Origin of the sequence: Bartonella massiliensis, from assembly GCF_902150025.1 — a bacterium.
GTDB lineage: Bacteria > Pseudomonadota > Alphaproteobacteria > Rhizobiales > Rhizobiaceae > Bartonella > Bartonella massiliensis.
This window is the reverse complement of the sequence record NZ_CABFVS010000024.1, coordinates 97238-123408: the sequence shown is the minus strand read 5'-3', so window position 1 is coordinate 123408 and position 26171 is coordinate 97238. Positions and strand designations below refer to the sequence as shown.

Annotated in this window: 21 protein-coding genes and 1 tRNA gene; 7 read left to right on the top strand and 15 right to left on the bottom strand. The window is 35.6% G+C overall.

Annotation, left to right across the window (positions count from 1 at the left end; genetic code table 11):
* Positions 1-27: 27 nt before the first annotated feature.
* The 3 genes from FNZ60_RS09710 (at position 28) to FNZ60_RS06315 (ending at position 4637) form a co-directional block, all read left to right on the top strand.
* Positions 28-297, top strand: coding sequence for a hypothetical protein (locus FNZ60_RS09710; protein ID WP_246054730.1), 270 nt, complete (start codon positions 28-30; stop codon positions 295-297).
* A gap of 529 nt (positions 298-826) precedes the next feature.
* On the top strand, positions 827-2206 hold the full coding sequence (locus FNZ60_RS06320; protein WP_142416804.1) for an amino acid permease: 1380 nt from the start codon (positions 827-829) through the stop codon (positions 2204-2206).
* A 2062-nt stretch (positions 2207-4268) separates the two neighbouring features.
* A complete protein-coding gene (locus FNZ60_RS06315) occupies positions 4269-4637 on the top strand; it encodes a helix-turn-helix domain-containing protein (protein WP_142416803.1) in 369 nt (122 codons plus the stop codon).
* Between the two features lie 103 nt (positions 4638-4740).
* Here the strand turns inward: FNZ60_RS06315 and FNZ60_RS06310 are convergent.
* From FNZ60_RS06310 to FNZ60_RS06295, 4 genes are all read right to left on the bottom strand, one after another.
* Positions 4741-4813, bottom strand: a tRNA-Thr gene (locus FNZ60_RS06310).
* A 204-nt stretch (positions 4814-5017) separates the two neighbouring features.
* Entirely contained in the window at positions 5018-6376 is a 1359-nt protein-coding gene (accC, locus tag FNZ60_RS06305; RefSeq protein WP_142416802.1) for an acetyl-CoA carboxylase biotin carboxylase subunit, read from the bottom strand.
* Positions 6377-6390: 14 nt separating this feature from the next.
* The gene (gene accB / locus FNZ60_RS06300; protein WP_142416801.1) at positions 6391-6891 is read right to left on the bottom strand and encodes an acetyl-CoA carboxylase biotin carboxyl carrier protein; all 501 of its coding nucleotides are present in this window, start codon (positions 6889-6891) and stop codon (positions 6391-6393) included.
* Between the two features lie 253 nt (positions 6892-7144).
* Entirely contained in the window at positions 7145-8017 is an 873-nt protein-coding gene (locus FNZ60_RS06295; RefSeq protein ID WP_142416800.1) for a DsbA family protein, read from the bottom strand.
* 344 nt (positions 8018-8361) lie between these two features.
* Here FNZ60_RS06295 and glpD point away from each other — a divergent pair, with 344 nt between their 5' ends.
* From glpD to cobT, 3 genes are all read left to right on the top strand, one after another.
* Positions 8362-9879, top strand: a complete 1518-nt coding sequence (glpD, locus tag FNZ60_RS06290) for a glycerol-3-phosphate dehydrogenase (RefSeq protein WP_246054729.1) — start codon at positions 8362-8364, stop codon at positions 9877-9879.
* Between the two features lie 701 nt (positions 9880-10580).
* Positions 10581-11579, top strand: a complete 999-nt coding sequence (gene dusA, locus FNZ60_RS06285) for a tRNA dihydrouridine(20/20a) synthase DusA (protein ID WP_142416798.1) — start codon at positions 10581-10583, stop codon at positions 11577-11579.
* Between the two features lie 352 nt (positions 11580-11931).
* Positions 11932-12939, top strand: a complete 1008-nt coding sequence (gene cobT, locus FNZ60_RS06280) for a nicotinate-nucleotide--dimethylbenzimidazole phosphoribosyltransferase (RefSeq protein WP_142416797.1) — start codon at positions 11932-11934, stop codon at positions 12937-12939.
* A gap of 29 nt (positions 12940-12968) precedes the next feature.
* Here the strand turns inward: cobT and FNZ60_RS06275 are convergent, their stop codons facing one another.
* From FNZ60_RS06275 to topA, 7 genes are all read right to left on the bottom strand, one after another.
* Positions 12969-13460 (bottom strand): Lrp/AsnC family transcriptional regulator, encoded by a 492-nt coding sequence (locus FNZ60_RS06275; protein WP_142416796.1) that lies wholly within the window; start codon positions 13458-13460, stop codon positions 12969-12971.
* A 21-nt stretch (positions 13461-13481) separates the two neighbouring features.
* Positions 13482-14111: a uracil-DNA glycosylase family protein gene (locus FNZ60_RS06270; RefSeq protein ID WP_142416795.1), complete on the bottom strand. Its 630-nt coding sequence runs from the start codon at positions 14109-14111 to the stop codon at positions 13482-13484.
* Between the two features lie 25 nt (positions 14112-14136).
* Positions 14137-14697: a thermonuclease family protein gene (locus tag FNZ60_RS06265; RefSeq protein WP_142416794.1), complete on the bottom strand. Its 561-nt coding sequence runs from the start codon at positions 14695-14697 to the stop codon at positions 14137-14139.
* 330 nt (positions 14698-15027) lie between these two features.
* Positions 15028-15195 (bottom strand): 50S ribosomal protein L33, encoded by a 168-nt coding sequence (gene rpmG / locus FNZ60_RS06260; RefSeq protein WP_004864083.1) that lies wholly within the window; start codon positions 15193-15195, stop codon positions 15028-15030.
* Between the two features lie 103 nt (positions 15196-15298).
* Entirely contained in the window at positions 15299-16468 is a 1170-nt protein-coding gene (locus FNZ60_RS06255) for an MFS transporter (RefSeq protein ID WP_142416793.1), read from the bottom strand.
* A 332-nt stretch (positions 16469-16800) separates the two neighbouring features.
* Positions 16801-19071: a ribonuclease R gene (gene rnr, locus FNZ60_RS06250; RefSeq protein WP_142416792.1), complete on the bottom strand. Its 2271-nt coding sequence runs from the start codon at positions 19069-19071 to the stop codon at positions 16801-16803.
* A gap of 3 nt (positions 19072-19074) precedes the next feature.
* On the bottom strand, positions 19075-21648 hold the full coding sequence (gene topA, locus FNZ60_RS06245; protein ID WP_142416791.1) for a type I DNA topoisomerase: 2574 nt from the start codon (positions 21646-21648) through the stop codon (positions 19075-19077).
* Between the two features lie 266 nt (positions 21649-21914).
* Here topA and FNZ60_RS10175 point away from each other — a divergent pair, with 266 nt between their 5' ends.
* Positions 21915-22121 carry a hypothetical protein gene (locus tag FNZ60_RS10175; protein WP_142416790.1) on the top strand — a complete coding sequence of 69 codons (207 nt, stop codon included), beginning with the start codon at positions 21915-21917 and terminating at the stop codon, positions 22119-22121.
* On the opposite strand, the gene dprA is transcribed toward FNZ60_RS10175, so the two are convergent.
* The 4 genes from dprA to FNZ60_RS06220 are packed head-to-tail and all read right to left on the bottom strand — an operon-like array spanning position 22051 to position 26148.
* Positions 22051-23283 (bottom strand): DNA-processing protein DprA, encoded by a 1233-nt coding sequence (gene dprA, locus FNZ60_RS06235; RefSeq protein WP_142416789.1) that lies wholly within the window; start codon positions 23281-23283, stop codon positions 22051-22053. The two genes, FNZ60_RS10175 and dprA, sit on opposite strands and share 71 nt — an antisense overlap.
* Entirely contained in the window at positions 23240-23872 is a 633-nt protein-coding gene (gene plsY / locus FNZ60_RS06230) for a glycerol-3-phosphate 1-O-acyltransferase PlsY (protein WP_142416788.1), read from the bottom strand. Before plsY ends, dprA begins: the two co-directional genes overlap by 44 nt.
* A gap of 12 nt (positions 23873-23884) precedes the next feature.
* Positions 23885-25186: a dihydroorotase gene (locus tag FNZ60_RS06225; protein ID WP_142416787.1), complete on the bottom strand. Its 1302-nt coding sequence runs from the start codon at positions 25184-25186 to the stop codon at positions 23885-23887.
* Positions 25183-26148 (bottom strand): aspartate carbamoyltransferase catalytic subunit, encoded by a 966-nt coding sequence (locus FNZ60_RS06220; protein WP_142416786.1) that lies wholly within the window; start codon positions 26146-26148, stop codon positions 25183-25185. Before FNZ60_RS06220 ends, FNZ60_RS06225 begins: the two co-directional genes overlap by 4 nt.
* Positions 26149-26171: the final 23 nt, after the last annotated feature.

Here is a 26171-nt window from a genome sequence, read left to right as displayed (position 1 = left end):
GAAAGAAATGTTTAAAAGTGCTAGATTATGTTTTTTAATAACAGTTCTTTTTTGTTTTCACAAACTCTTGAGGTTCATGCAAATTTTAGGAGAGGTAGCTTCCCAGAAGAAATTTTCATTATGATCGTGGCTCAAGAGGAAGAGCCTCTTGTTTTAGTAAAAAACAAAGGTTTTATTGCTATCTCAGGGAAAAATTTCAGAGAAAAAGAGAGAGCTATTATCGGACCAACAATCAAAGATGCTATTTATACCATATATTTTTTTTCATTGGAAAGCTTGTCGTTAGGGCCGTTGTAGCCCTTAAAAGATGGGCTGTAGATACAATTTCTCATACCTTTGAAAACTGGCGAGATTCACATTATCACTGATTGAGTTATTCAATTGGCTTAAAAAAATTGTTTTATGGGCCCTAAAAGAGAGTTTGCTTAAAGATTAATTTTGCTTAAAGATTAATTTAGGCATAGTTAATGCACCAGTTATGAATTTTTAGGCTTCTATTTCGGTGCATCGAAATAGAAGCCTAAAAGTTTACACTATATTAAGGCTAATTTTCTTTGTAAAAAACTAGAGAATACGAAATGAATTAAATGACAATTATAAAAAAATTCATTATCACTTTATTTCAATAAAATAATACGAAATTACAGGCTATGAGAGCTGAATAATTCGCAATAAAAGTATTTTTCATTGTTTAGAGAAAAGCGTTGGACCGCTGATTTTCGATGTTTTTTGAAATCTATTCGTGAAAGAAACATGAGACTTTATTAATCATAAAGTCGTTAGTGTAGTGTGGATTTTGTCAGCATTTCAATAAAGAAGGAAAGAAATGGCAATAAATGAACTGAAACGAGGGATGAGTAAGCGCCAAGTCATTTTTTTAGCTCTTGGTTCTGCTATTGGAACAGGTCTTTTTTATGGGTCAGCGCAGGCAATTAAGCTTGCAGGCCCCAGTGTTTTAATTGCCTATTGTATTGCTGGTTTAGCTATTTTTATGGTTATGCGAGCTTTAGGAGAGATGATTCTTCATAATCCATTGCCTGGTTCTTTTGCTCGTTATGCGGCCAATTACATATCGCCATTAGCAGGTTTTTTAACGGGATGGACATATGTATTTGAAATGATTCTTGTTGGTTTGGCTGATATTACAGCTTTTGCTACTTATATGGGCTTTTGGTATCCTGATGTTGCTCCTTGGGTATGGGCACTTAGTATTACATTAATCATCACAGCTATTAATTTAGCTGCTGTAGAAGTTTATGGTGAACTAGAGTTTTGGCTATCTTCTATTAAAGTTATTGCTATCATTGCTATGATTATTTTAGGGATAGTTATTATTTTCTTGGGGTGGGGTGAAGGTACTCATTCTTCTACTGTTACGGTTCATAATTTATGGAACAATGGTGGTATTTTTCCCAATGGTTGGTTTGGTTTTTTAGCTTGCTTTAGTGTTGTTGTCTTTGCTTTTGGTGGTATAGAAATCATTGGCATGGCAGTCATGGAAGTTCAAAATCCTCATCAAACGATTTCAAAGGCAATTAATTCTACTCCAGTTCGTATTTTGCTTTTTTACATCATGACGTTAGCTATTTTAATGTCTCTTTATCCTTGGAATGAAATTGGTCTTATGGATAGTCCTTTTGTATCTATTTTTGAAAATCTTGGGATTTCATATGCGGCAAATATTTTAAATATTGTTGTTGTTACAGCGGCTATTTCAGCAATGAATAGTGGAATGTATGGCGCTTGTCGTATGATACATGGTTTATCGCAGGAAGGTTATGCTTTAAAGAAGTTTCAATATTTATCAAAAAACGGTATACCAGTTTTTATTATTTTGATGATCTTCGCTATTTTTCTTCTTGGTGCTGTCCTTAATTATTTTTATCATGAAAAGCTTTTTTTTCTTATTGCAGCAATGGCAACATTTGCGACTGTTTTTGTTTGGATGATGATTCTACTTTCGCAAGTTTTTATGCGAACTAAGATGCCTAAAGAAGCGCAGCATGGTTTAAAATTTCCAATTCCATTTTGGCCAATAGGATCGATTTTTTCTATTTTATTTATGGTTTTTATTTTTATTCTCTTATGGTACTTTGATGAGACGCGCCCCGTTTTAATTGTCGGTGTTAGTTGGATTTCTTGGCTTGTGATTTGTTTCTATGCCCTTAAAATTTATAATTTAAAGAAAAGAAATTGCAATAAATAAAGATTACGCTAAAAAATAGCTGATGGCATTGATTGATTGTTATTCTCCAAAGATTGAACAAGCTAGATTGAAAAGAATCTACTCGTTATCATTTTTTAGAAGTTTTTGTGAATTATTGCTTATGATACATCCTAATCATATAAATATTAAGCGTTATTTGATGGTGATTTGTACGCTCAATTAAGCGCATTCATGCTAAATGCCTAACAATATCAATAGATTTTACTAGATACAAGATTATAGAAGAATATCTTTTTTTTACTTATTAATGGAGTTCTATTTTATTTAAAAAGGTATTATAAGAACTATTTTTATTGTCTGATTTATGTTTTTTATCTACACTCAACTGAGCCAATAGATTACTTTGTCAGCTTTTTTAAAAAGTTAATTTTTAAAATTTTGTTACTTAAGAAGTCGATAGCCTTAGAAGCAAAAAAGTGTGGCGTACGATGTAACAGTAAAAGCTGAGCAAGTTCAATACGATCGTTAAAGGTATCTCGAACAGCCAATGAAGTTAAAGCAAAGGCAGAAACTGCATTGTTTAGTAAAAAATAGGCAAAGAGTAAAGCCAAAGCAGTAGAAAAGGTTGCACAAGAATCTAAAATTTAAAGATAGTTTGATAATCTACATCATGTTAAGCATAAAAACTAATAAATTCAATAGGTTGTGTGAAATTATTCTATATAAATCCATTTAAGAATCTACATTTTTATGCATGATTCATTTGATCATTTTTTATAAACAATTGCCATCTATAAACAGACCATAAAAAGCAAATCATGATATAAATATTATAATGCGTGTGTCATTTAAATGAAATGAAAAGCAGCTATCATTCATAACAATTCATAAATTTTATGATACGTTTTTATTACTCACAAATCACATTGTTAAAATTTAATCGTTTAGAATTATCTATAATATAAATTGTATGGTTTAAAGAATGCTATAAGTTTTCTTCCTTTTTGAGCGAAACCTTAAAAGGAATAATTGTTTGAAATTTTTATAAGCTTTTAATTCATTAAGGGTGCATAAAAGGATTTCAATATCACTTAAAGTGCTTATTAAAAATTAGTAAATGATAGGCAAGCATTATACAGATACTTTCATCACAACAAGTATGAAATTCGCAATGTTATGTTATATGAAATCAAAAGTTTTTAATGATATAATGCAAGCAAGTGAGCAACCAACGTTTTAAAGGTTATCGTTCAAAAATACAAAACCAAATGGAGTCAATCCAAATTTGGAGGCACCTATTGATACAAAGATAAGCAAGCAAAATACAAAACCATTGTAACATCTAGACATGGGAGTTTACTCAATTTTGATTCAAAAGCGCCGCTGTTTAAAGCATGATTGATTCTAAAGTTAACGAGATCGAATTTGAGCTGGTTAATAATATTGCCAACTCAAAATTGAGCCGGCTAATTTGTAAAGAAGTTACGTTTGAGTACAAAATGAAAATACGCTTATAGGAATCTCTCTAAATGAACGTTTAAACGTTTGAAACATAAAATGAGATGATTATAAGAAATGTTTAAAACTTCTTTTTATAATAGTTATAACTTAGTTATCATTTGTTTATTCGTCTTATGAAAAGCTGCTTTTAAAAAATCGATACTCGTAAATTTAAAAAACGGTTTTTTATAGATATTCACTTAATACACATTTACTTTTGATTGTATTTATAAAGCTACCAAGCGTTTTAATATGTTTTGATTTTAGAAAATGCATTATTTGAATTCATTCAACTCAATTTCGAGATCAGTGCCTTGAGACGTTTTAAATATGAAGGTGTTATTATTGATACGTTTGATAGTCAGGATAGCATTTTTCATCTTTTTATTGATTCTTGATTTTGCACCTCTTATGGATGAATAGGTAATGTTTTTGCATATTTAAAACAGTGGTTCTCAAAGAATTAGATATCCCTAATCTCTTTTTAAAATCATTAAAAAAACAGTCCAAAAAGAAGTTTTGATTCGCAATAATTAAAGAAAGTTTTGAAAAGATTTACTAGAATCAGAAGAAATATTTCTTCTCTAACAGGGCTTTTTATATGCTTACATCTTTTGGTAAAATCTTACGTAAACTTCGCCTTGATCACTCAGAACGTCTCTTAGATATGGCTGAGAAATTAGACGTATCTGTATCATTTTTATCTTCTGTTGAGATTGGTAAAAGGTCGGTACCGGTTGGTATGGAAGAAAAGATCATAGATCTTTATGATTTAGATAAAGCTACGGCTTCACTGTTAAGAAAAGAATCCTACGCATGTCGAAGGAGTTTTACAATAAAAGCTTCTGATTCATTTAGACGTAAAGCTGTTGGCATGTTTGTTAGAAATTTAGATAATTTTCCGCAACAAGATATAGCAAGATTAAAAAAATTATTGGAGAAATTAGGTAGAAAAACAGGCATCCTATAAAGGCACGTTGCGAAATCCTATTCCCTTACTTTTATTCGGAAATCCCTAACCCATTAAAACGTATATAAAATCAATAAGTTATAGGACATATAAAAGAGCACGGTGCCCCCAGAGAGACTCGAACTCCCGACCCCCTGATTACAAATCAGGTGCTCTACCAACTGAGCTATAAGGGCATAACCATGTAGGAGTTAGCACAAACTCACGAAAAGGAAAACAGAAATTTATCAATTTTTATAAATATTAAAAGAAAATTATATAACAAATAAAAAATAATCAGTTCCTTTCTTTTAAAAATGTTTATAGCAACGTTGAAACTATCCTTATGTTGATATCTTAATAGAATCTTTGATGAAAGTTCACTAAAATTCACTATTGAATTACGAATCTGAAGGTATTGATTGGTGGGCGAGGTATTTTTCTAGCCAGTGAATATTATAATTACCATCAGAAATATCTTGATTATTAATAAGGTCGCGAAAGAGAGGAAGTGTCGTTTTTATTCCATCGACAACAAACTCATCTAAAGCACGCCGTAAACGCATCATACATTCCCGACGAGTACGCCCATGAACAATTAGCTTTCCAATCATGCTATCATAATAAGGAGGAATACGGTAACCTGAATAAGCACCTGAATCAACGCGAATTCCTAAACCACCAGGGGTATGAAAATGTGTAATGATTCCAGGTGATGGCGTAAAGTTAATAGGATCTTCTGCATTAATACGGCATTCAATGGCGTGACCGGAGAAACAAACATCATCTTGTGTCACTGAAAGTTTGCAACCTGATGCAATATGAATTTGTTCATGAACTAAATCTATACCTGTAATTGCTTCAGTTACAGGATGTTCGACTTGTAAACGCGTATTCATTTCAATGAAATAAAATTCACCATTTTCATAAAGAAATTCAATAGTCCCAGCTCCACGGTATCCAAGTTCAGCACAGGCATTTGCAACAATACTGCCAATTTTTTCCCGTTGAGTCTCATTAAGAGCAGGTGACGTCGCTTCTTCCCATACTTTTTGATGCCGTCGTTGCAGAGAACAATCCCGTTCTCCTAAATGAATAGCATTTCCCGCACCATCACCTATGACTTGAACTTCAATATGACGGGGTTTTTCTAAATATTTCTCTATATAAACAGCGTCATCACCAAAAGCTGCTTTTGCTTCTGAACGCGTTGTTTTGAGAGCTATAAAAAATTCTTCTTCAGAATGAACGACTTTCATACCACGCCCCCCACCTCCGGCAGAAGCTTTGATAATAACGGGGTAACCAATTTCACGAGCAGTGCGCAAAGCATCTGATTCTTCAGTAACAGCACCATCTGAACCAGGAACGACAGGAATACCAAGGTTTTTAGCAGTTTTTTTAGCTTCGATTTTATCGCCCATGATTCGTATATGAGCAGCTGTTGGACCGATGAATGTAATATCATGGGCTTCTAAAACATCTGCAAACTTTGCATTTTCAGAAAGAAAGCCATAACCTGGATGAACTGCATCAGCTCCTGTAATTTCACATGCAGCAATAATTTGCTGAATACTCAAATAAGAATCACGAGCAGGAGGAGGGCCAATACAAACACTTTCGTCAGCAAGACGAACATGCATTGCATCGGCATCAGCAGTAGAGTGAACAGCTACGGTTTTTATGCCAAGTTCTTTACAGGCACGTAAAACACGAAGAGCAATTTCTCCCCGATTAGCAATGAGGATTTTTCGAATCATGGTTGCCCCTCGCTTTATTCAACAATAATAAGTGGTTCACCAAACTCAACGGGTTGACCATCTTTGACAAGAACAGTCGTTACCGTGCCTGAGCGTGGTGATGAAATTTGATTCATTGTTTTCATAGCTTCAATGATCAGTAATGTTTCTCCTTCAGAAACATTTTGACCTACTTCTACAAACGGTCGTGCACCTGGTGAAGGAGCAAGATAAGCTGTTCCAACCATTGGAGAAGTTATTGTATTTTTTGATTTATCTTCTTGAGGAGGTTGTATGGGAGTTTCAGTTGTAGTAACTGGAGAAGATGTTACAGAAAAACTAGGAGTAGAAACAGGGGTATAGACTGCTTGTTCGGAAAAAGTTGAGGTATTTTGGCGTGAAACACAAATACGAAGCTCCCCTTGTTCAACTTCAATATTCGTTAAATTCGTATCATTCAAAATTTCAGCAAGATCACGAATAATTTTCGTATCAATTGCGGTATATTTTTCCGAATCTATTTTTTTAGTTGCCATTTTATTTCTAACTCCTTGATCAGTAAAGATCGTCATTATCTCATTTTATGACCGAATATCTCTAGATTTAAGGATAATATCTTTTGAGGCTTTAGATATTTATTTCCTTTAAGTCATTATACTTTGCAATTTTAAATTCGTATCTGCTTCATGCAAAATTGCACTTATAAGCCTGTTGTCAAAAAAGAGAAAGCCTAAAATCACTCCATTTACAGTATTCTTCCTAAAACGGATTAAATAATAAAACTGATACTCACTGTATATTGTCTATCGCTTGTTTTAGAATATCCGGTCCGGCTGCGCCGATGAATACTTTATTACCAATGATGTACGAAGGGGTTCCCGTGATATGAAGTGTAGAGGCAATTTGAATATTTTCTTTAAAGGCGTTTTGTAAATTAGGATCTTTTATTGCATTACGGAGTTTTTTTTCATCCGCTCCTAATGAAACAGCTATTTTTATAGCTTTCGCTTCATTCGCGCGTCCCTGATCCATTAAGAGCGCTTTGTGAAACTGTGGATATTTTTCTGGAAATTGCTTTCGAAATGCGTAAGCAATGGTATGAGCCGCCATGGAATCAGGTCCTAAAATCGGTAAGTCCTTGATAATAATGCGTAGATCTGGATATTCTTTTATCAAGTTTTCTATATATGAATAGGAACTTTTGCAAAAGTGACAGTTATAATCAAAAAAATCAACAAGTACTTTTTTACCATTTCGATTTCCCAAAATTGCATCATGAGAGGAGTGAAAAATTTCCCTGTTTAATGAATGAATAACAGAGCTTTGTCTTTGTTTTTCGTATTCATTCTGTTTTTCCAGTTTATCTTGAAGGATAAGCTGCATTTCAATCATAATTTCTGGATGAGTAAGAAGATACTCTCTGATAATTTGTTGAATATAATGAGCGTTAGTATTGGGTGTCATTTTTTCCTTAAGCTTAGATAAAAAGCTAGAATCTTCCAAAAGTTGTGTTTTAAACTTTTCTAAGTTTAAATGATTTGCTGTTTGAGGATGTGATGTTGTCTTTGATAAAGAAGGTGAAAAGATTAAAATATTCAATATAACAGGGACTAAAATTTTTGAAATAAGTTTTAATTTCGAGTTTTGAGGTTGATGAATCATCTGTATCCCTTCATATTTTCTATTGTGTTATTTTAAGTGAACTATATGAAAAGCATTATCTAAGTGCAATAAAGCATTTAGCTATAGTATCTATTCAGAATGAAAGAAAACATCAATTTTTCTCTAAAAGCTTTCATAATGATACGCATTTGCAAGAATTATGATCTCTAAAGGAGAGAGGGAACTCTTTAGTTAATTTGTCAAATGTTGTTTTGATAAAAGTGTGTCAAAAAGCTTTTTATACGTATTTATTGTGGAAAAAAGCAGGTTGATAGTACAATGAAAAACACTTGTATTGATTTTTTGCTGTTACCTTATTGAGTAGTGTGAAACAAAATTAAATAATGAAAAGTAAAATTATGAAAACCACAACGCATTATGAGTTGTTTATCATTGGGGGAGGGATAAACGGATGTGGATTGGCAAGAGATGCAGCTGGGCGCGGCTTTAAAGTAGGATTAGCTGAAATGAATGATCTTGCATCAGGAACATCAAGTGCATCAACAAAGCTTATTCATGGTGGTCTTCGTTATCTTGAACACTATGAGTTTAAACTTGTTCGTGAAGCACTGAAAGAACGCGAGGTTATTTTACGTATGGCGCCCCATATTGTGCGTCCTTTGCGTTTTCTTCTTCCTTATCATAAAGAATTACGCCCTGCTTGGATGTTGCGTTTTGGACTTTTTATTTATGATTATTTAGGGAAATGGAATCAGAAATTGTGGCGTAGTAAAACGATTAATTTTTCAAAAAAGTTTTGCTCTATACTAAAGAAAGAATATCAGAGAGGTTTTGAATATTCTGATGCCAGAGTAGATGATGCCCGTTTGGTTATTGCCAATGCACGTGATGCCGAAAAATGGGGAGCTGATATAAAAGTACGGACAGAAGTCCTCTCTTTAAAAAAAGAAGATGAAAAGTGGCGTATTGTTCTACAAGATAAGTTAAGTGGTGAAGAATATTGTGTCACAGCCTCTTATGTCGCAAATATGACAGGACCGTGGATCGATCATGTTTTGACAAGCATATTAGACTGTAAAGAACATCCACCTGTACGGCTTGTTAGAGGTTCTCATATTTTGGTTCCCAAGCTTTATACGCATGATCGTGCTTATATTTTTCAAAATGGTGATGGGCGTATTATATTTGCTATTCCGTATCAAGAGAAGTTTACATTGCTTGGAACAACAGATTGTAACTATCAGGGTAATCCAGCTGACGTTCATATTACCGATACAGAGATTGATTATATTTGTGCTGCAGCTAGTGAATATTTCATACAACCAGTGTCGCCTAAAACTATTGTCTGGTCTTACTCTGGAGTCCGTCCACTCTATGATGATGGTTCTTCAAAAGTACAAGAAATTACACGTGATTATGTATTAAAAGAAATGGGAACAGGAAGTACAGCAAAGATTCTTAATCTTTATGGTGGGAAAATCACAACTTATCGTAAATTGGCTGAAGATGCGATGAAATTCGTTGAAAAAGCGCTTGGCAAAAAAGGAGCATCATGGACGGCTCATGCAGTTCTTCCAGGAGGTAATTTTCCTTATAACCAATTAGATGCAATCGAAAACAGGATTGCTTTTTTGATGGCAGATTTAGATGCTTTTACACATCGCAGACTTGCTCGCTCCTATGGTACGGAAGCATTGGTGATATTTGCAGATGGTAAGGCGGATAGAGGAAAAGATTTTGGACATGGGCTTTATGAAGTAGAAGTAAAGTGGTTGATGGAAAAGGAATGGGCTAAAACATGTGAAGATGTGTTATGGCGTCGTTCAAAACTTGGACTTTTCTTTAATCAGCAAGAAGTTGATACTCTTTCTTCCTATATGCAAAGTCAAAAAGGAAATTGAAAATTTTTAGAGTGATCTAGCCTTACAGGCTTGATCTGCAATGTTGTGAAATATTTTTCTCCAGGAGATATTGATACAAGTTGTACACGTTTAAAAGGTAATAATTGTCTATATCTTCAAATTAGTTTTTTTCAACCACCATAAAATAGCAAAATTAGATGGAATATTTAGAATGAAATTTCTCTATCCTATGAAGAAAAATCCAATAAATATCACCCAAGAAAAACGCATTGAGAAAAAATAACTTATCATCTGATTCCCATGGAATAAGGAAGCTTTGCTTTTTATTAGAGGAGAAATAAAAGCCTTTTTGTTACATCTTTTTTACAATGAATTGAAAAAGGCTAAAGAAAATTAAGCCTATCATGGAAAATTATGTAATGTTTTAGTTTATGATTTTAAACTCTATGCTAAAATGTTTAAGGATAGAAGGTTAATGGGCATAAAAAACTTGTAAGTGAATTTTTTTACATTACAGACAAAGATCTGCTTTTTTCATGTTTATATATCTGAGCATAGCTCTATGAAAGTGTGGTTTAGTATGATTAATTATCATAACCCTTTATATCACTTGAATAAAGAATTTGAATAGAGGGGCTTTATTATGCTCATGGTGGTCTTAGAGAATAAAACTTCCTATAAACTAAAAAGTAAATATTTTTCTATGTGTAAAGAGAGAGGGATATGAGAGTAATACCCTCATGACATTTTACCATCTTCCATCGCCTATAAAATTTGCAGTAGCACCAATGTTGGACTGGACTGACCAGCATTGCAGGTTTTTTTATCGTCTTTTAACGAAAAAAGCACTCCTTTACACGGAAATGGTCGTAGCAGACTCTGTCATTCATGGTGTTCGCGAACAATTGTTGTCTTTTAGCCATGAAGAATCTCCTGTTGCATTACAATTAGGGGGAGCAGATCCCAAAAAATTGGCAAAGGCCGCACGAATTGCTGAAGATTTTGGTTATAATGAGATAAATCTCAATGTTGGTTGCCCATCAAATCGCGTTCAAGCAGGCGTATTTGGCGCTTGTTTGATGTTACAGCCAGATATTGTGGCAAATGCTGTAGAAGCGATAAAAAAAGCCGTTACCATACCTATAACGGTTAAATGTCGGCTTGGGGTAGACGAACAGGATGAAGAATTAGCTTTAGATCTTTTCGCGGATAAAGTTTGGAATGCAGGGTGTGATGCTCTTTGGGTTCATGCACGTAAAGCGTGGCTACAAGGATTGAGCCCGAAAGAAAATCGCAATATTCCGCCCCTTAATTATGAAAGAGTTTATAAATTAAAACGTAAATATCCTCATAAATTCATTGGGATAAATGGTGGAATTAAATCAATTGGTGAAATCAAAGAGCACTTGACTTTCTGTGATGCAGCCATGGTTGGTCGCCAAGTTTATCATGATCCAACTTTGTTAAAACACATTGATTTTGAACTCTATGGTGAATCGCAAAATAATTTGAGTGAGAGTGATCTTATTGAAACCATGTGTGATTATGCAGCTCGTCATATTGCATCGGGAGGACGACTTTCTCATGTGACGCGTCACATGATTGGTTTATTTCATGGGCGTAGTGGGGCACGTCGATGGCGGCAAATATTATCAAATGATGCGACAAAACCAAATGCAGATATATCTATTTTGAAAGAAGCTTTTTCCGCTCTCATTGAAGAACAGCCAAAAAAATAATTATGTTATAAAATTCAAATTCTTAGCACTTTAATCACTTCAATTTTATAAGTTTTTGAAAGTTTATTATTTTTATTATGAATATGAATGTTAGAACTTATAGATTAAACGGCATGCTGATATAGCTATTAAACAGAGGGATAGCTTAAGAATATGATATTAAAAATAGTTATAAGATATTGATAATATTTTTTGCATGTTTGTTGTTGGAGTAGAAACTAGAATATAAAAATCATTGCTTTTATAATATTTATTATTTTTTAAACAGTGTTTTAAAAAGCAATAAATTATTCATACCCTATCTATATGACGTGATTTTCATTAAACACTGTAGATTTTAAAAGGTATTTTCATGACCGCTCGTCCATTTGATGATTTTCGTGCTTTGCTTACAAATTTACCTGTTGCTGATGAGTTTTCTATAATTTTGGCTAAAAAACGGCAAGAAAATTTAACAAAAGCACGAGGAACATTAGGAAAACTAGGAGATATTGCTGTTTGGTATGCGGGGTGGAGAGGTACAGAAAAACCTATCGTAACGCGACCTTTGGTTGCTATTTTTTCTGGAAACCATGGTATCGTAGAAGAAAATGTTACACCGTTTCCACAATCTATGACACAAAAGATGGTAGAAAATTTTGCATCTGGTGGTGCTGCTATCAACCAAATTTGTATAGCTTATGATCTTGGATTGAAAATTTTTGATTTAGCACTGGAATATCCAACAATGAATATTACAAAGGATGCTGCAATGGACGAACGAAATGCGGCTGCTACAATGGCATTTGGTATGGAATCTATTGCTGGTGGAACAGATCTTTTATGTATTGGTGAAATGGGAGTTGGAAATACAACAATAGCTTCAGCTTTATGTTTTGCATTATTTGGTGGAGAAGTGGAAGAGTGGATAGGAAATAATATGGGGGCTGATGGCGATTTTTATCAGCGTAAAATAGCAGCAGTTAAAACAGCCATTGCTTTGCATAAGGAGCATTTTAATGATCCCTTTGAGATAATGCGGCGCTTAGGAGGACGTGAAATTGCTGCTATGGTTGGGGCTATTTTAGCAGCAAGAATGGAAAAAATCCCCGTTATTTTAGATGGTTTTGTGGCAACTGCTGCTGCTGCTATCCTTTATAAAATGCATCCAAGAGCGCTTGAACATACCCTTGTTGGACACGTTTCTTCTAAGACAGCTCATCGTAAACTTTTGAAAACAATTGGTAAAAAACCTCTTCTAGATTTGGAGATAGGTCTTGGTGAAGGGGCAGGAGCTGCTATGGCTGCTGGTATCGTTAAAGCTGCTGTTTTAACACATGCGCAAATGGGAGTTTTGGAACAAGAAAGTTTGAATAGCTAAAAGAATGATGAGAAGGATATAAAAAGCTCTTAAGAGTTTTGTTCATTCGCCTTTTCGTGTAATTTTATATAATTAAGTGGAAGTTCTGTTGTATATTTAATCTGTTCCATTGCAAAAGAGGATGAAACATCACGGATGTCAATTTTAGAAATCAATTTTTTATAAAAAAGATCATAAGCTTCAATATCGGGAACAACAACACGCAATAAATAATCAATATCTCCACTCATTCGATAAAATTCAATGACTTCACGAAATTCTTGTACAATTGTTGAAAAACGCTTAAACCATTCATGACTATGGGTGTTTGTGCGAATAGAAACAAAAACCGTGACATGCGCATTGACCTTTTCTGGAGAAAGAACAGCAACACGACGCTGAATAACACCATCTTCTTCAAGTTTTTGAATTCTACGCCAGCAAGGTGTGGTCGAAAGTCCCACTTTTTTAGCAATATCAGCAACAGAAAGCGTGGCATTTTCTTGCAGAAGGTGTAAAATTTTTCGGTCAAGACGATCCATATTTTTTCTCAACATTTTAATTTATAAAAATTTACGAACTAAACGACGCAGATATACAACAAGTTCATCATTAAACCATGGATTTTTCTGTAGCCAAGAAGTATTTCTCCATGATGGATGAGGCAAAGGCATAACATTATAACCTCTAGGTTGCTGTATGGAAAGGATATTCCTCCAGTCTTTGACGGTTTCTGAAACAGTCTTATGTTTTAATTCTGTAATATGCCACTTTTGCGCATAACCGCCAATAGCAAGAACAAGTTTTATTTGCGGCATCGCTTGAAATATCTTTTCATGCCATATTTCTCGACATTCACGTCTTGGTGGCAAATCAGCTTTATTTTTATCATATCCTGGAAAACAAAATCCCATAGGAACAATTGCAAAGAGAGATCGATTATAAAATTCTTCTTTTGTTACGTTAAGCCAATCCCGTAATCTTTCGCCAGAGCGATCGTTAAAAGGGATAGATGTTTCATGAACGCGCAAGCCCGGTGCTTGTCCTGCAATAGCAATTAAAGCCGTATGAGATAAATAAACAACAGGATTTGGTTCATGAGAAAGAGGGGGAAAATAATGGGGTTGTTCGATACAAACCCGACAGGAATAGATTTTTTTTTCAAGTTTAATGAGCTGGCTATATTTTTTCATCGTTAAAAAATAAAGAGTCTCTCTCTTATTCCATACGAGGATTTGCTTTGCGCCATTCTTTTGGTCGTTGAAAACTTGATGCCCATATGCCCCTTTTTTTCCTTCTGGCTTCTTGCTCCTCTTTAGGGTATTCATAATAGCTTACAGCCCAACCATTCTGTACAAGCGCTGCATTGATATTGCTAACGTGCTTCGTTTGACATGTTGCAAGGATACGGTGATATTTATCTGTTTTATGCCAGTGACATGTAACAGATTGATTTTCTACCAATTGTTCTAAATATTTTTTTGCCTCAAGCCCGCAAGGGTAGCGTTCCTCCTTTTTTCCACACAATTGGTGGAGTTCAGGGGCATCGATTCCAACCAATCGGATCTTAATGGAAGAAATCATGATAGAATCGCCATCAATGATCAATGCCTTTCCTTCAACAGAATTTTGAGAAGAAAATTTTTCTTTTTGAGAAAACGTCTGGGGCTGCTTAAAATAAGTTGCTATAATGAAAAATATGCCAGCAGCGATCACAAGACCAAAATCGATAATTTTTCTAAAGCTTCTTAGATAAAAATGAGAAAGGATCTTTTTCATGAAATAGAAAAACTGCAACTATCATTATAACGTACTCTATTAAGTGCTTATAATTCTTTCAAAAAACTTTATATTCACATGACGAAACAACATCTCGTTTTAATGACAAAATTTTCATTAGAATCACAACAATCAAATATGCATACACTACGATATGTAAGCAGCTTAAATAATAAATCAACTTAAGCTGCAGCCATACAAAATATACAAATTAAAAATATAACAGATTTTAAAGCAAACCTTTAATATCCCCTTCAGAAAATAATTTCGAAGAGCAATAAGCCCACATTTTTTTGCAGTATAAAACCTTATCAATAATGATTGACTCATTTATTTAATTTTTGTTTCTTTAAATTCAACATGCTTTTTTACAACTGGATCATATTTACGTTTGCTCATTTTATCTGTCATTGTACGGCTGTTTTTCTTGGTTACATAGAAAAAACCAGTATCTGCAGTTGATAAAAGCTTAATCTTAATAGTTGCTGCTTTAGCCATAATGTAAGAACCCTGTTTATACTGAAAAAAATATTATTGCTATCAAAACCTATTTCCGACATCATCAGATTTTTTGGCAACAGTACGGATGTTCTCGAAAAAGTCAAGAGCTGATTAATTTTCTCATAAGTTGGACAAACACTAAGATGGCATATAAACCGAAAAAAATAGCCATGGCGATTGAAAAACCAAAAGGATTAAAGATATCCATGGATTTTCCAATAAAGGTTGGTCCAATGAGCATGCCAATTCCATAGCAAAAAATAAAAGCAGAATTAGCTGCAGCAAGTTCTTGTCCCTTGAGACGTGCACCTAGATGTGCAAGACCAATTGTATAAAGGCTTGCAGATACGCCGCCAAGAAGGAATAGATCAATCATTAAAATCCATGGATATTGAATAATCCATGGTACCATAAAAGTTCCCATAAAACCTAAGATAGCGCAACTGATCAGCGGATAGCGCCGATCTTTGGCATAATCACTTATCATGCTGATAGGAATTAAGAGCAAGACATTTCCAAGTGCAAGCGTTGCTATAAAATGTGCTGCTTCATTCTCATCATAACCAATGGATAAACTAAAGGGTGTTATAAGAGTCAATGCCCCCATTTGAATAGCACCATAAACAAGGACTGCCATCATTGCGCTTGGAACATGAAAAAGATAACGAAAAAATGGCGTATATTGGCTTTTTTGAAATTCTGGACTTAATTTCCAAGCAGCAAGAATTGGAATAGCAGCTAATATAATAAGGCTATAACCAATGCCAAAAGGAATAAATCCTTGTGTTCCTACTTTTATCAGCAGTGTTGGACCTACCGCAAATCCTAACCCTAAGACAATAGCATAAATAGAAAGGATCAAACCACGTTTTTTAGGGGAGGCATAACTGTTGATCCAAAACTCTGACAGGATAAACATAACTGTCATTGTAAAATGTAATATAAACCTTAAAGTGAACCAAACCCATATGGATTCAAAAAAATAGAACCCTAAAAAACTTAAAGATCCTATCGCCATCATAAGCAATATTGTTTGAGAAATGCCTAAATATAAGGCGATTCGCGACGTAAAAATAGCAGCAATAATTGTGGCGATTCCACCAACTGTTCCACTATAACCGATCGTAGTGTTGGAAAATCCTTTCTCTGCCATAAGAAGAGAGACAAGTTGTGTTCCCATTCCCAATGCTATTCCAACAATACCAATAGTTGCAATAGCGGCAATAATTGCACGCAAAGAATTATTTTGAGGGGCTAAAAATTTTTTCATGAGAATAGCTTAAGGTACTTTTATTTATACGAACAATGAAGAGAAAAGAAAGGTTAAATGATCTTTGCAGATTTTCTCAGTTCATTGAATATAAAAAACTTTGCAAGACTGTTATGCGGTTATTATGGATATAAAATATACGACTTTATATGCTAAAGAAAGCCTATTGTATATATAAAATAATATAAATACAACATACTATAGAATAATTTCTTATTCTAAATCATTCTATAGTGTTATTTCATTATTACTATGCCCTTTAAGAAGGAATAAAAAACTTAATTTAAAAAAAATAAAACCATGAAAATTGCAAAAATATTTTTTGTGTTTAATTAATATTTTCTTCTTCCATAAAAACGATGCTTTTGTTTTTTTAATTTGTTTTTATGGTAGGATGTCGATGAAAATTTGATTGGACGAGGCTCTGTTAAGAGTTCAAAGCTTAAAGCACCAGCAAAAGGTTGTACCGTTATAAGTTTTACTTCTACAATATCACTGAGCTGATAGCCTTTATGGCTATGTTGTCCTACAAGAATATGTTGCGCTTCATCAAAATGATAATAATCATTTTTAAGTGTAGAAATAGGGACAAAACCATCTGTATTGAGTTTATCAAGTGAAATAAAAAGACCTGCTTTTATAACGCCAGAGATGCGACCTGTAAAAACACGGCCGATTTTATTGGTTAAATAATGAGCAACAAGACGATCAATGGTTTCTCTTTCAGCCATCATTGCACGCCGCTCGTATAAAGAAATTTGTGCAGCAATTTCTGCAAGATTTTGTTCTTGTGTATCTGTTAATTGATCATTGCCTAATTTGAGAGCTTTAATGAGTGCACGATGAATAATGAGATCAGCATAACGACGGATTGGTGATGTAAAATGTGTATAGTTTTGCAAATTCAAACCAAAATGGCCACTATTTTTAGGATTGTATTCTGCTTGTGATTGAGAACGCAAAATAACTTGATTGACCAGTCCTTGCTGTTCGGTATGAGCAACCTTTTCTAAAATTCTATTAAGGCGTGCTGATGTTAATTCTGCACTTTTGGAGAGGGATATCCCTAAACTTTGAAGAAAATTCCGCAATATTTCTTGCTTGGCAAGGGAGGGTTTGTCATGAATACGATAAATGAGGGGCTGATGATGTTTTTTTAATGTTTCAGAAGCCGCAATATTGGCTTGTATCATAAACTCTTCAATCAAACGATGGGCTTCTAAATGTTCTTCACTCACAACATCTTGGATACATCCATTTTGATCAAGAATAATCTTTTTTTCTACTATTTCTAATTCTAGTGGTTGTCGATGATCCCGCGCAATCTTAAGGCATGCATAAGCTTCCCATAAGGGTTGCAAAATATTCTCAAGCAGAGGCGCGACTTTTTTATGGATATGTCCTTTTCTTGCCAATTGCACTTCTTGATAGGAGAGTTTGGCGCTTACACGCATCATAATACGATGAAAACTATGTTTTAGTTTATGACCATTTGCATCAAAAATCATACGAACAGCTAAAGCGGGTCTTTCTTTTCCCTCACGCAGAGAACATAAATCATGAGAAAGGCGTTCAGGCAGCATTGGTACAACGCTATCCGGAAAATAAACAGAATTTCCACGTTTTAATGCTTCTTTATCTAAAGCACTTCCTGTTTTGATATAGTAAGAAACATCGGCAATGGCCACAATAATAATCCAGCCACCATCATTTGCAGGATCTTTATCCTTGCTTGCATAGACCGCATCATCATGGTCCTTGGCATCTGGTGGATCAATCGTAATAAATGGTAATTGTCGCCAATCTTCGCGATTATTCATATTGGCAGCTTTAATATGTTTGACTTGCTCAAGAACGCTTTCAGGAAAAACATAAGGAATTCTCTTTGAGAGAAGAGCAATCATTGAGAGTGTTTTCTCACTCTTAATATGTCCTAAAACATTTTTTATTTGCGCATTTTTAAAACTATAACCAGTATTTTTTGTTATTTCAACTTCAACGAGATCCCCCGTTTTGATCTTCATTTCTGGAAATATTTCAACCATGAGCTCATTGGCTTTGCGGTCTATAGGCTCAAGACGCCATTGATTATTTTCCAACTCTCGTACCACACCCAATATACTCTTTGGGGATACTTCAACCTTACGAATAATTCGCCCCGTATAAGAGAGATTTTGAGAATTTTTATTTCGAAAGACCTTTACAAGAACATGATCTCCAACGCCAACGCTCCCTCCTTTTATGTGACGAAAAGAGTGTATTTCAATATTGGGCTTTGGCGTATCTTCCCATTCAAGAGGTTGGGCAATAAAACTGCCATCTTTATCACGTTTGCTAATTTTTACTAAAGCAACAGGAGGTAATTTTCCTTTATTTATTCCTCTTTTACGCTGTTTAGATATAAGATTTTGATCCTTTAACGCACGTAATATATCTTTAAGCCAAATACGAGAATCACCTTTTAAGTTAAAAGCTTTGGCGATTTCTCGTTTACTTGATCGATCAGGGTTCTCATTGATAAAGGAAAGAATCTCTTCCTTAGTGGGTAATTTTTCCCCCTTAAGTGAGGAGAGGCATTTTACGTTTTTTTCACCTTTAGCCAAAATTTATGTCTCTTTTGTTTTTGCTTTTGTTTTGGAAGAAGTTCTTTTTGACGTTGTCTTTTTACGCGATGCTTTAGCCGATATAAGTTCTAATGCCTCTGGAAGGGTTACACTAATGGGATCTTTATCTTTTGGCAATGTTGCATTAATTTTACCCCAATTGACATAAGGACCATAACGTCCATCGCGTACGGTGACAGTTCCTCCTTCTGGATGTTCCCCTAATGTTGCCAATGCTGCAGATGTTGTTCGGCTTTGCTTGGTTTTATTTTCTTGTTGTTCTGCCAATACTGTAACAGCGCGATTGATACCAATATCAAAAACGTCATCTGCATGAAGAAGGCGTGCCGATTTGCCATTATGACTAAGATAGGGACCATAGCGTCCGATTGTCGCCGTAATCATTTTACCCGTTTCAGGATGAATGCCAATTTCACGGGGAAGAGAGAGTAAAGCCAATGCTTTTTCAAGGGTTATATTTTCTGTCTGCCATTCTTTTGGTAGTCCTACACGCTTGGCTTCTTTGCCTTCCCCCAATTGAATATAAGGACCAAAGCGACCATTGCGAAGAGAGATCTCTTTTTCTGTTTCAGGGTCAATACCAAGCATAATAGGTTCGTCATTGCGAACAGCTTCATTCTCTTCTCCTGTGTCGCTACCAAGTTGGCGTGTGTATTTACACTCAGGGTAATTGGAACAGCCAACAAAAGCACCATAACGACCAAGTTTTAATGATAATTGACCATTTTTACAAAGAGGACAGGAACGTACATCACTTCCGTCTCCACGTTCAGGAAAGGCGAGGGGAGCTAATGTTACATTTAAAGCATCAAGGACATTGGTGATACGCAGTTCTTGGATATTGCTAATAGATGCATTAAATCCATCCCAAAAATCGCGTAATACGTCTTTCCAAGAAAGTTTGCCATCAGAGATAAGATCCAGCTTTTCTTCAAGATCTGCTGTGAAACCATATTCTACATAACGATTAAAGAAATTTTCAAGAAAGGCTGTAACAATACGTCCCTTAGCATCAGGAATAAGCTTCCGTTTATCAATGACAATATATCCACGATCAGACAATGTTGCCAATGTGGAAGCATAAGTTGAAGGACGACCAATTCCTAATTCTTCAAGTTTTTTAATTAATGAAGCTTCCGAATAACGGGAAGGTGGCTCTGTAGTATGTTGTACAGATTCAACTTTTTCTTTTGTAAGTTCTTCACCTGTGTTTATTTGTGGTAAACGTGTTGATTCATTTTCTTCATTATTTTCTTCGTCTCGTTGATCCGTATAGACGGAAAGAAAACCGTCAAAACGAACAACAGATCCTGTTGCACGAAGATTTGCACGATCTTCTCCTTGTAGGGCTTCAATTTCAACGGTTGTACGTTCAATTTCAGCAGAACGCATTTGGCTGGCAACCGCGCGCTTCCATATCAGCTCATAGAGCTTTGCCTGATCGCTATCGAGAAAATTACGGACCAGGTTGGGAGACCGTTGAAAATCTGTTGGGCGTATTGCTTCATGTGCTTCCTGCGCATTTTTTGCCTTTGTTGAATAAAAACGCGGTTTTTCAGGAATATAGTCTTTTCCAAAAGATTCATGAATTACTTTTCTTGCAGCATCAATGGCTTCTGGCGCTATTTGCACACCATCAGTACGCATATACGTAATAAGCCCTGCCATTTCACCATTAATTTCAACACCTTCATAAAGTTTTTGGGCAATTTGCATTGTACGAGAAGCTGAAAAACCTAATTTTGAAGAAGCCGCTTGTTGTAGTGTAGAGGTTGTAAAGGGGGGAAAAGGATTTCTCTTTGTAGGTTTTGCTTCAACACTGAGTGTCTGATATTGGGCCTTCTCCAGCATAAGACGAATTTGATCTGCTTGTTCTTGAGATTGAATATCAAATTTACCAATCTTCCTTTGATTAAACATTGTCAATCTTGCTTGGAAATGATCATTTCGAATGGTTTTTAACTGTGTTGTAATAGACCAATAATCTTCTTTAATAAAATGTTCTATTTCTGATTCACGGTCACAAATAATACGCAAAGCAACCGATTGAACGCGCCCAGCAGACCGTGCACCAGGGAGTTTACGCCATAAAACCGGTGAAAGTGTAAAACCAACAAGATAATCGAGAGCACGACGTGCAAGATAAGCATCAACAAGTGATGTATCAATATCACGCGGATTGTTCATAGCATCAAGCACAGACTTTTTGGTGATAGCATTGAAGACAACTCTTTTAATAGGTTTATCTTTTAAAACTTTTTTTTGACGTAGAACATCTAGAATATGCCATGAAATGGCCTCTCCTTCACGATCAGGGTCTGTTGCTAAGATGAGGCTATCGGCTTCTTTAACGGCTTTTGCTATTTCATTTAGACGTTTAGCAGCCGAAGAATCTATATCCCATTTCATCGAAAAATCTTGATCCGGTAAAACAGAGCCATCTTTTGCAGGTAAATCACGAACATGTCCAAATGATGCGACAACTTTATATTGAGACCCAAGATATTTATTAATTGTTTTTGCTTTTGCTGGAGATTCAACGATAACGATATTCATAATTTTACCCGAATATTGAAATAAAAAATTTTTTTATAAACGCCTTTCACATGAATAGCTAATGGCAATTGCTTAAGAACACATAAAAAAAATATTAGCCATATAAAAAACATGAATATTGTACAACTTGTGATTGTTATTATTAAAACGCACCCTATATAGAATTACACGATTTATTTTCCACTGTTATTACAAAAACATACGGCGAAATACTAAGATAACGTCTACTGAGAGGTAGGAGGGGAAATGCTCAAGGATAGAGGATTATGTTTATAAATCATTTGAAAGTTATCCAATATATTACAGACATGTCAAAGCAAATGAATCAGATGGCGCGTCAGGCGCATAGTCCGCTTTTAGCATTGCTTTTGGATATGGTTGCCAAGGAAGGGCAAAGCATTATCAATAGTGCTGAGGTTCTTGGGGAAGATCAAGATTCGACAATGACACACAACCATCAGAGTATCGAATAAGTTTTCCAGCCAGCTCTAGTTCTATCAAAAAGAGATAGAGAGTTGGGAGTGAAACACCTGAATGGGTACTAAGTGTGTCTATGTCTATTGGCGTTGTTGAAAGAGCACTGAGAATTGCTGCGCGTGCTGTATCACCATCTGTTAAAGAGGGGTGACAGTTTTTTTCGTCTGTTGAATTAAAATTCTCCTTTTTAAGTTGTAAAGAGGGTGATTCTTCAAAAAAATTGAGTTGAGAATTTTGAGGCGATGAAATTAATGGCGTAAGTGTTTCAATGATGTCAGAAGGATGTGTGGTGAGCAGAGCACCGTCCTTGATAAGATTATTTGTACCAACAGATCTTGGATCAAGTGGAGAACCGGGAATGGCAAAAATCAACCGTCCCATTTCAGCGGCTTGACGTGCAGTAATTAAGGACCCTGAGCGCAAAGCAGCTTCAACAACCAAGAGTCCAAGTGATAAAGCTGCTATAATACGGTTTCTTCTGGGAAAATCGACAGCGCGCGGCTTCCAGGAAATGGGCATTTCGCTGATAATGGCGCCACCGTTGAAAATAATATCTTCATATAACTTTTTATTTTCAGGAGGATAGATATGATCAATCCCTCCAGCCATAACGGCAATAGTGCCTGTTTTTAAACTTGCTTGATGTGCAACGCTATCAATTCCACGAGCGAGCCCAGAAATTATTACAAAACCTGCGTCTCCAAGAAAATGCGCAAATTGGACCGTAAGTTTTTTTCCAGCAGCTGAAGCATTTCGAGAGCCGATAATTCCAATAGAAGTTTTTTGAAAAATTGAAACATTACCTTTGATCGCAATCAGTGGCGGAGGGGATTCTGTAACTTTCAGAAAAGCTGGATAATCTGGTTCCCCCATACCGATAAACCGAATACCTAATCTTTCAGCTTCTTGTATTTCTTTTTCTACATCTTCTAAGCTGGCTATTTTAATAGATGCAGAACCACCCCCTTTTCTGCTAAGCTCTGGCAACGCTGCTAAAGCGTTTTCTGCTGTTTTATAATGATCAATGAGATTGCGAAAACTAACAGCTCCAATATTTTCACTGCGTAATAACCGTAACCAGCTTAAACGTTGACGATCAGTAAGCAGGATTCCTTCATTTATCTCCGTTTTGCGTACCAATCTTACTTTCTTTCCCAATTAATAATCTACTGATATTTGCAGAATGTTTTATGAAAACAAATAGGCTCATCGTAATGAGCATACAACAGAAATAAGAATCAGAAAAATAAAAAACAAATATTGGTGTGACCGTAACGGTAACAAGCGCAGATAATGAAGAATAACGCATGAGGAGAAAAATCGCACTCCATACAATCATAAAAATAATTGCTGCCGGCCAATAGACTCCTAAGCAAACGCCTAGATAGGTCGCAACACCCTTGCCACCCCTAAATTTAAGCCATATGGGAAAAAGATGTCCTAAAAAAGCAAAAAAACCTGCGAGAGAAACAAGAAGGCTATTGTCTAGCGGATCACTAAAGAACTTGATAACAAAAACAACGATAGCTCCTTTCAACATATCACAAAGAAGTGTTAGAGCAGCAACTTTTTTATTTCCTGTTCGTAAAACATTTGTTGCTCCAATATTGCCGGAGCCGATTGTTCTTATATCACCAAGTTTGGCCAACTTTGTAAACAAAAGACCAAATGGGATCGAGCCAATGAGATAAGATATGAGGAAAATAAACCATGGATTGGACTGAAAAAATATTTCTGCTTCATTCATTCAAGAATCTCATTAAGTTTGTTGATCAAGTTTAAAAACGGATTTCCCTTTTACAAAAGTCTGAAGCACACGTCCTTGAAAACGTGCATTCTCAAAAGGGGTATTTTTTGAACGTGAATAAAACTTCTCTGTCGAAACAATCCACGGTTCTTCAAGATCAACCACAATAAGGTCAGCATAAGCCCCTTTCTTCAGTGTTCCTGCATCAAGTCCAAAGAGCTTTGCAGGCGTCGTTGACAAAAGTTCAGTTATTCGCAAAAGAGATAGGCTCTCATCATGATAAAGACGTAAGGCCGCACTCAATAAGGTCTCCATACCAATAGCGCCAACTGCAGCATCATTAAATGGTAATTGTTTTGTGTCGATACCCTGAGGATCATGGGAAGAGACAATGATATCTATAGTTCCATCTTTTATGGCTTCAATCATTGCTATACGGTCATCTTCTGTACGCAATGGGGGCATAAGGCGAAAAGAAGTTTGATATTGGCCAATGTCATTTTCGTTGAGAGATAAATGATTAATCGATACACCAGCTGAAATTTTCTCACTGCGTTTTTTGCTTAAACGAAAGGCATCAACAGAGAGTGCTGTGGATATCTGGGCGGCATGATAGCGTGTTTGCGTTAATGTTGCCAAGCGTAGATCTCTTTCAAGGGGGATAACTTCTGCTTCGCGGGGGATACCAGAAAGACCAAGCCAACTGGCGAGAAGTCCTTCATTCATTACGCCTTGTCCTATAAGATCTTTATCTTGCGTTTCATGGATCAATGGCACGTCAAAATCGCGAGCATAAGTCATTGCACGTCGCATAACAGATGAATTTTGAAGTGTTTTTTTTCCTTCACTAAAAGCAACGGCTCCTGCATCCTTAAGCAAACCAAATTCGGTTATTTCTTGTCCATTAAAACCTTGTGTGATTGCCGCAACGGGATAAATATTAACCGATGACATTTCTTGGGCTGTGCGCTTAATAAATTGAACAAGGGCAACATTATCAATAACTGGATGCGTGTCTGGCATCATAAGAAAGGAAGTAATACCACCTGCTGCAGCTGCTTGACTTGCAGATGCAATTGTTTCACGATTTTCATTTCCTGGTTCTCCAACAAAAACATGTGCATCAACAAGTCCAGGGAGAATTGCTTTGTTTTGTGCATTAATAATTTCTGCTTCTGCAGGCGTTCCCTGATTTAAAGCTTCTTTTCCAGCGGCTAGAATTTGTCCATTTTCAACAATAACTGTACCAATTTCATCGAGTGCGCGTGAAGGATCAATAATACGGGCGTTTTGAAAAACAATTGGTTTTATCATTTTTTCTCTCCATTGATCTTCAAGCGTGAATCTAATAAAGCCTCCATAACCGCCATACGCACTGCAATTCCCATTTCTACTTGTCTATGAATCATACTTTGTGGTCCATCGGCTATGTTAGATGCAATCTCCACACCACGATTTATGGGACCAGGATGCAAAATAATGCAATCGTTTTTGGCATAGGCTAAATTTTCTTTATGTAAGCCAAAATAATGAAAATATTCACGCGTGGAGGGAATAAAAGAGCCTGTCATTCGTTCATGCTGTAAGCGTAACATCATGATAACATCAGCATCTTTAAGGCCTTCTTTCATGGTGTTAAAAACCTCAACACTCATATGATTAATTTCGGGTGGTAAGAGTGTGGAAGGGGCAACAGCGCGAACACGAGCTCCCAAAGCATTAAGACTGAGGATATTAGAACGTGCAACACGTGAGTGTAAAATATCTCCGCAAATGGCAACCGTTAATCCTTCAATACGACCTTTTGCTCTTTTAATGGTGAGAGCATCTAATAAAGCTTGGGTTGGATGTTCATGAGCGCCATCACCTGCATTAATGACACAACAATCAACTTTTTGCGCTAATAAAGCTGCTGCTCCCGCACTGCTATGGCGAAAAACCAGTATATCTGGCTTCATCGCATTAAGCGTTGCGGCTGTATCAAGGAGTGTTTCCCCTTTTTTTACAGATGAGTTGCCGATCGCGATATTCATCACGTCTGCTCCCAATCTTTTTCCTGCTAATTCAAAAGAAGATTGTGTTCGCGTAGAGGCTTCAAAAAAGAGATTAATTTGAGTCCGTCCGCGCAAAATGGATTTTGTTTTATCAATTTTGTTAGAAAGGATAATATTTGCTTCTGCACGATCAAGCAATGTATTAAGATCTTGTACACACAGATCTTTAATAGCTAAAAGATGTTCATGAGGGAAAAGTGGAAAAAAATTATCTTGAATCATAGTATTCTTTTTTATCTCTCTTT

Coding starts and splice junctions, on each gene's coding strand:
- FNZ60_RS09710 (WP_246054730.1), top strand. CDS start 28: ATGTTTTTTAATAACAGTTCTTTTTTGTTTTCACAAACTCTTGAGGTT.
- FNZ60_RS06320 (WP_142416804.1), top strand. CDS start 827: ATGGCAATAAATGAACTGAAACGAGGGATGAGTAAGCGCCAAGTCATT.
- FNZ60_RS06315 (WP_142416803.1), top strand. CDS start 4,269: ATGCTTACATCTTTTGGTAAAATCTTACGTAAACTTCGCCTTGATCAC.
- accC (WP_142416802.1), bottom strand. CDS start 6,376: ATGATTCGAAAAATCCTCATTGCTAATCGGGGAGAAATTGCTCTTCGT.
- accB (WP_142416801.1), bottom strand. CDS start 6,891: ATGGCAACTAAAAAAATAGATTCGGAAAAATATACCGCAATTGATACG.
- FNZ60_RS06295 (WP_142416800.1), bottom strand. CDS start 8,017: ATGATTCATCAACCTCAAAACTCGAAATTAAAACTTATTTCAAAAATT.
- glpD (WP_246054729.1), top strand. CDS start 8,362: ATGAAAAGTAAAATTATGAAAACCACAACGCATTATGAGTTGTTTATC.
- dusA (WP_142416798.1), top strand. CDS start 10,581: ATGACATTTTACCATCTTCCATCGCCTATAAAATTTGCAGTAGCACCA.
- cobT (WP_142416797.1), top strand. CDS start 11,932: ATGACCGCTCGTCCATTTGATGATTTTCGTGCTTTGCTTACAAATTTA.
- FNZ60_RS06275 (WP_142416796.1), bottom strand. CDS start 13,460: ATGGATCGTCTTGACCGAAAAATTTTACACCTTCTGCAAGAAAATGCC.
- FNZ60_RS06270 (WP_142416795.1), bottom strand. CDS start 14,111: ATGAAAAAATATAGCCAGCTCATTAAACTTGAAAAAAAAATCTATTCC.
- FNZ60_RS06265 (WP_142416794.1), bottom strand. CDS start 14,697: ATGAAAAAGATCCTTTCTCATTTTTATCTAAGAAGCTTTAGAAAAATT.
- rpmG (WP_004864083.1), bottom strand. CDS start 15,195: ATGGCTAAAGCAGCAACTATTAAGATTAAGCTTTTATCAACTGCAGAT.
- FNZ60_RS06255 (WP_142416793.1), bottom strand. CDS start 16,468: ATGAAAAAATTTTTAGCCCCTCAAAATAATTCTTTGCGTGCAATTATT.
- topA (WP_142416791.1), bottom strand. CDS start 21,648: ATGAATATCGTTATCGTTGAATCTCCAGCAAAAGCAAAAACAATTAAT.
- FNZ60_RS10175 (WP_142416790.1), top strand. CDS start 21,915: ATGTTTATAAATCATTTGAAAGTTATCCAATATATTACAGACATGTCA.
- plsY (WP_142416788.1), bottom strand. CDS start 23,872: ATGAATGAAGCAGAAATATTTTTTCAGTCCAATCCATGGTTTATTTTC.
- FNZ60_RS06225 (WP_142416787.1), bottom strand. CDS start 25,186: ATGATAAAACCAATTGTTTTTCAAAACGCCCGTATTATTGATCCTTCA.
- FNZ60_RS06220 (WP_142416786.1), bottom strand. CDS start 26,148: ATGATTCAAGATAATTTTTTTCCACTTTTCCCTCATGAACATCTTTTA.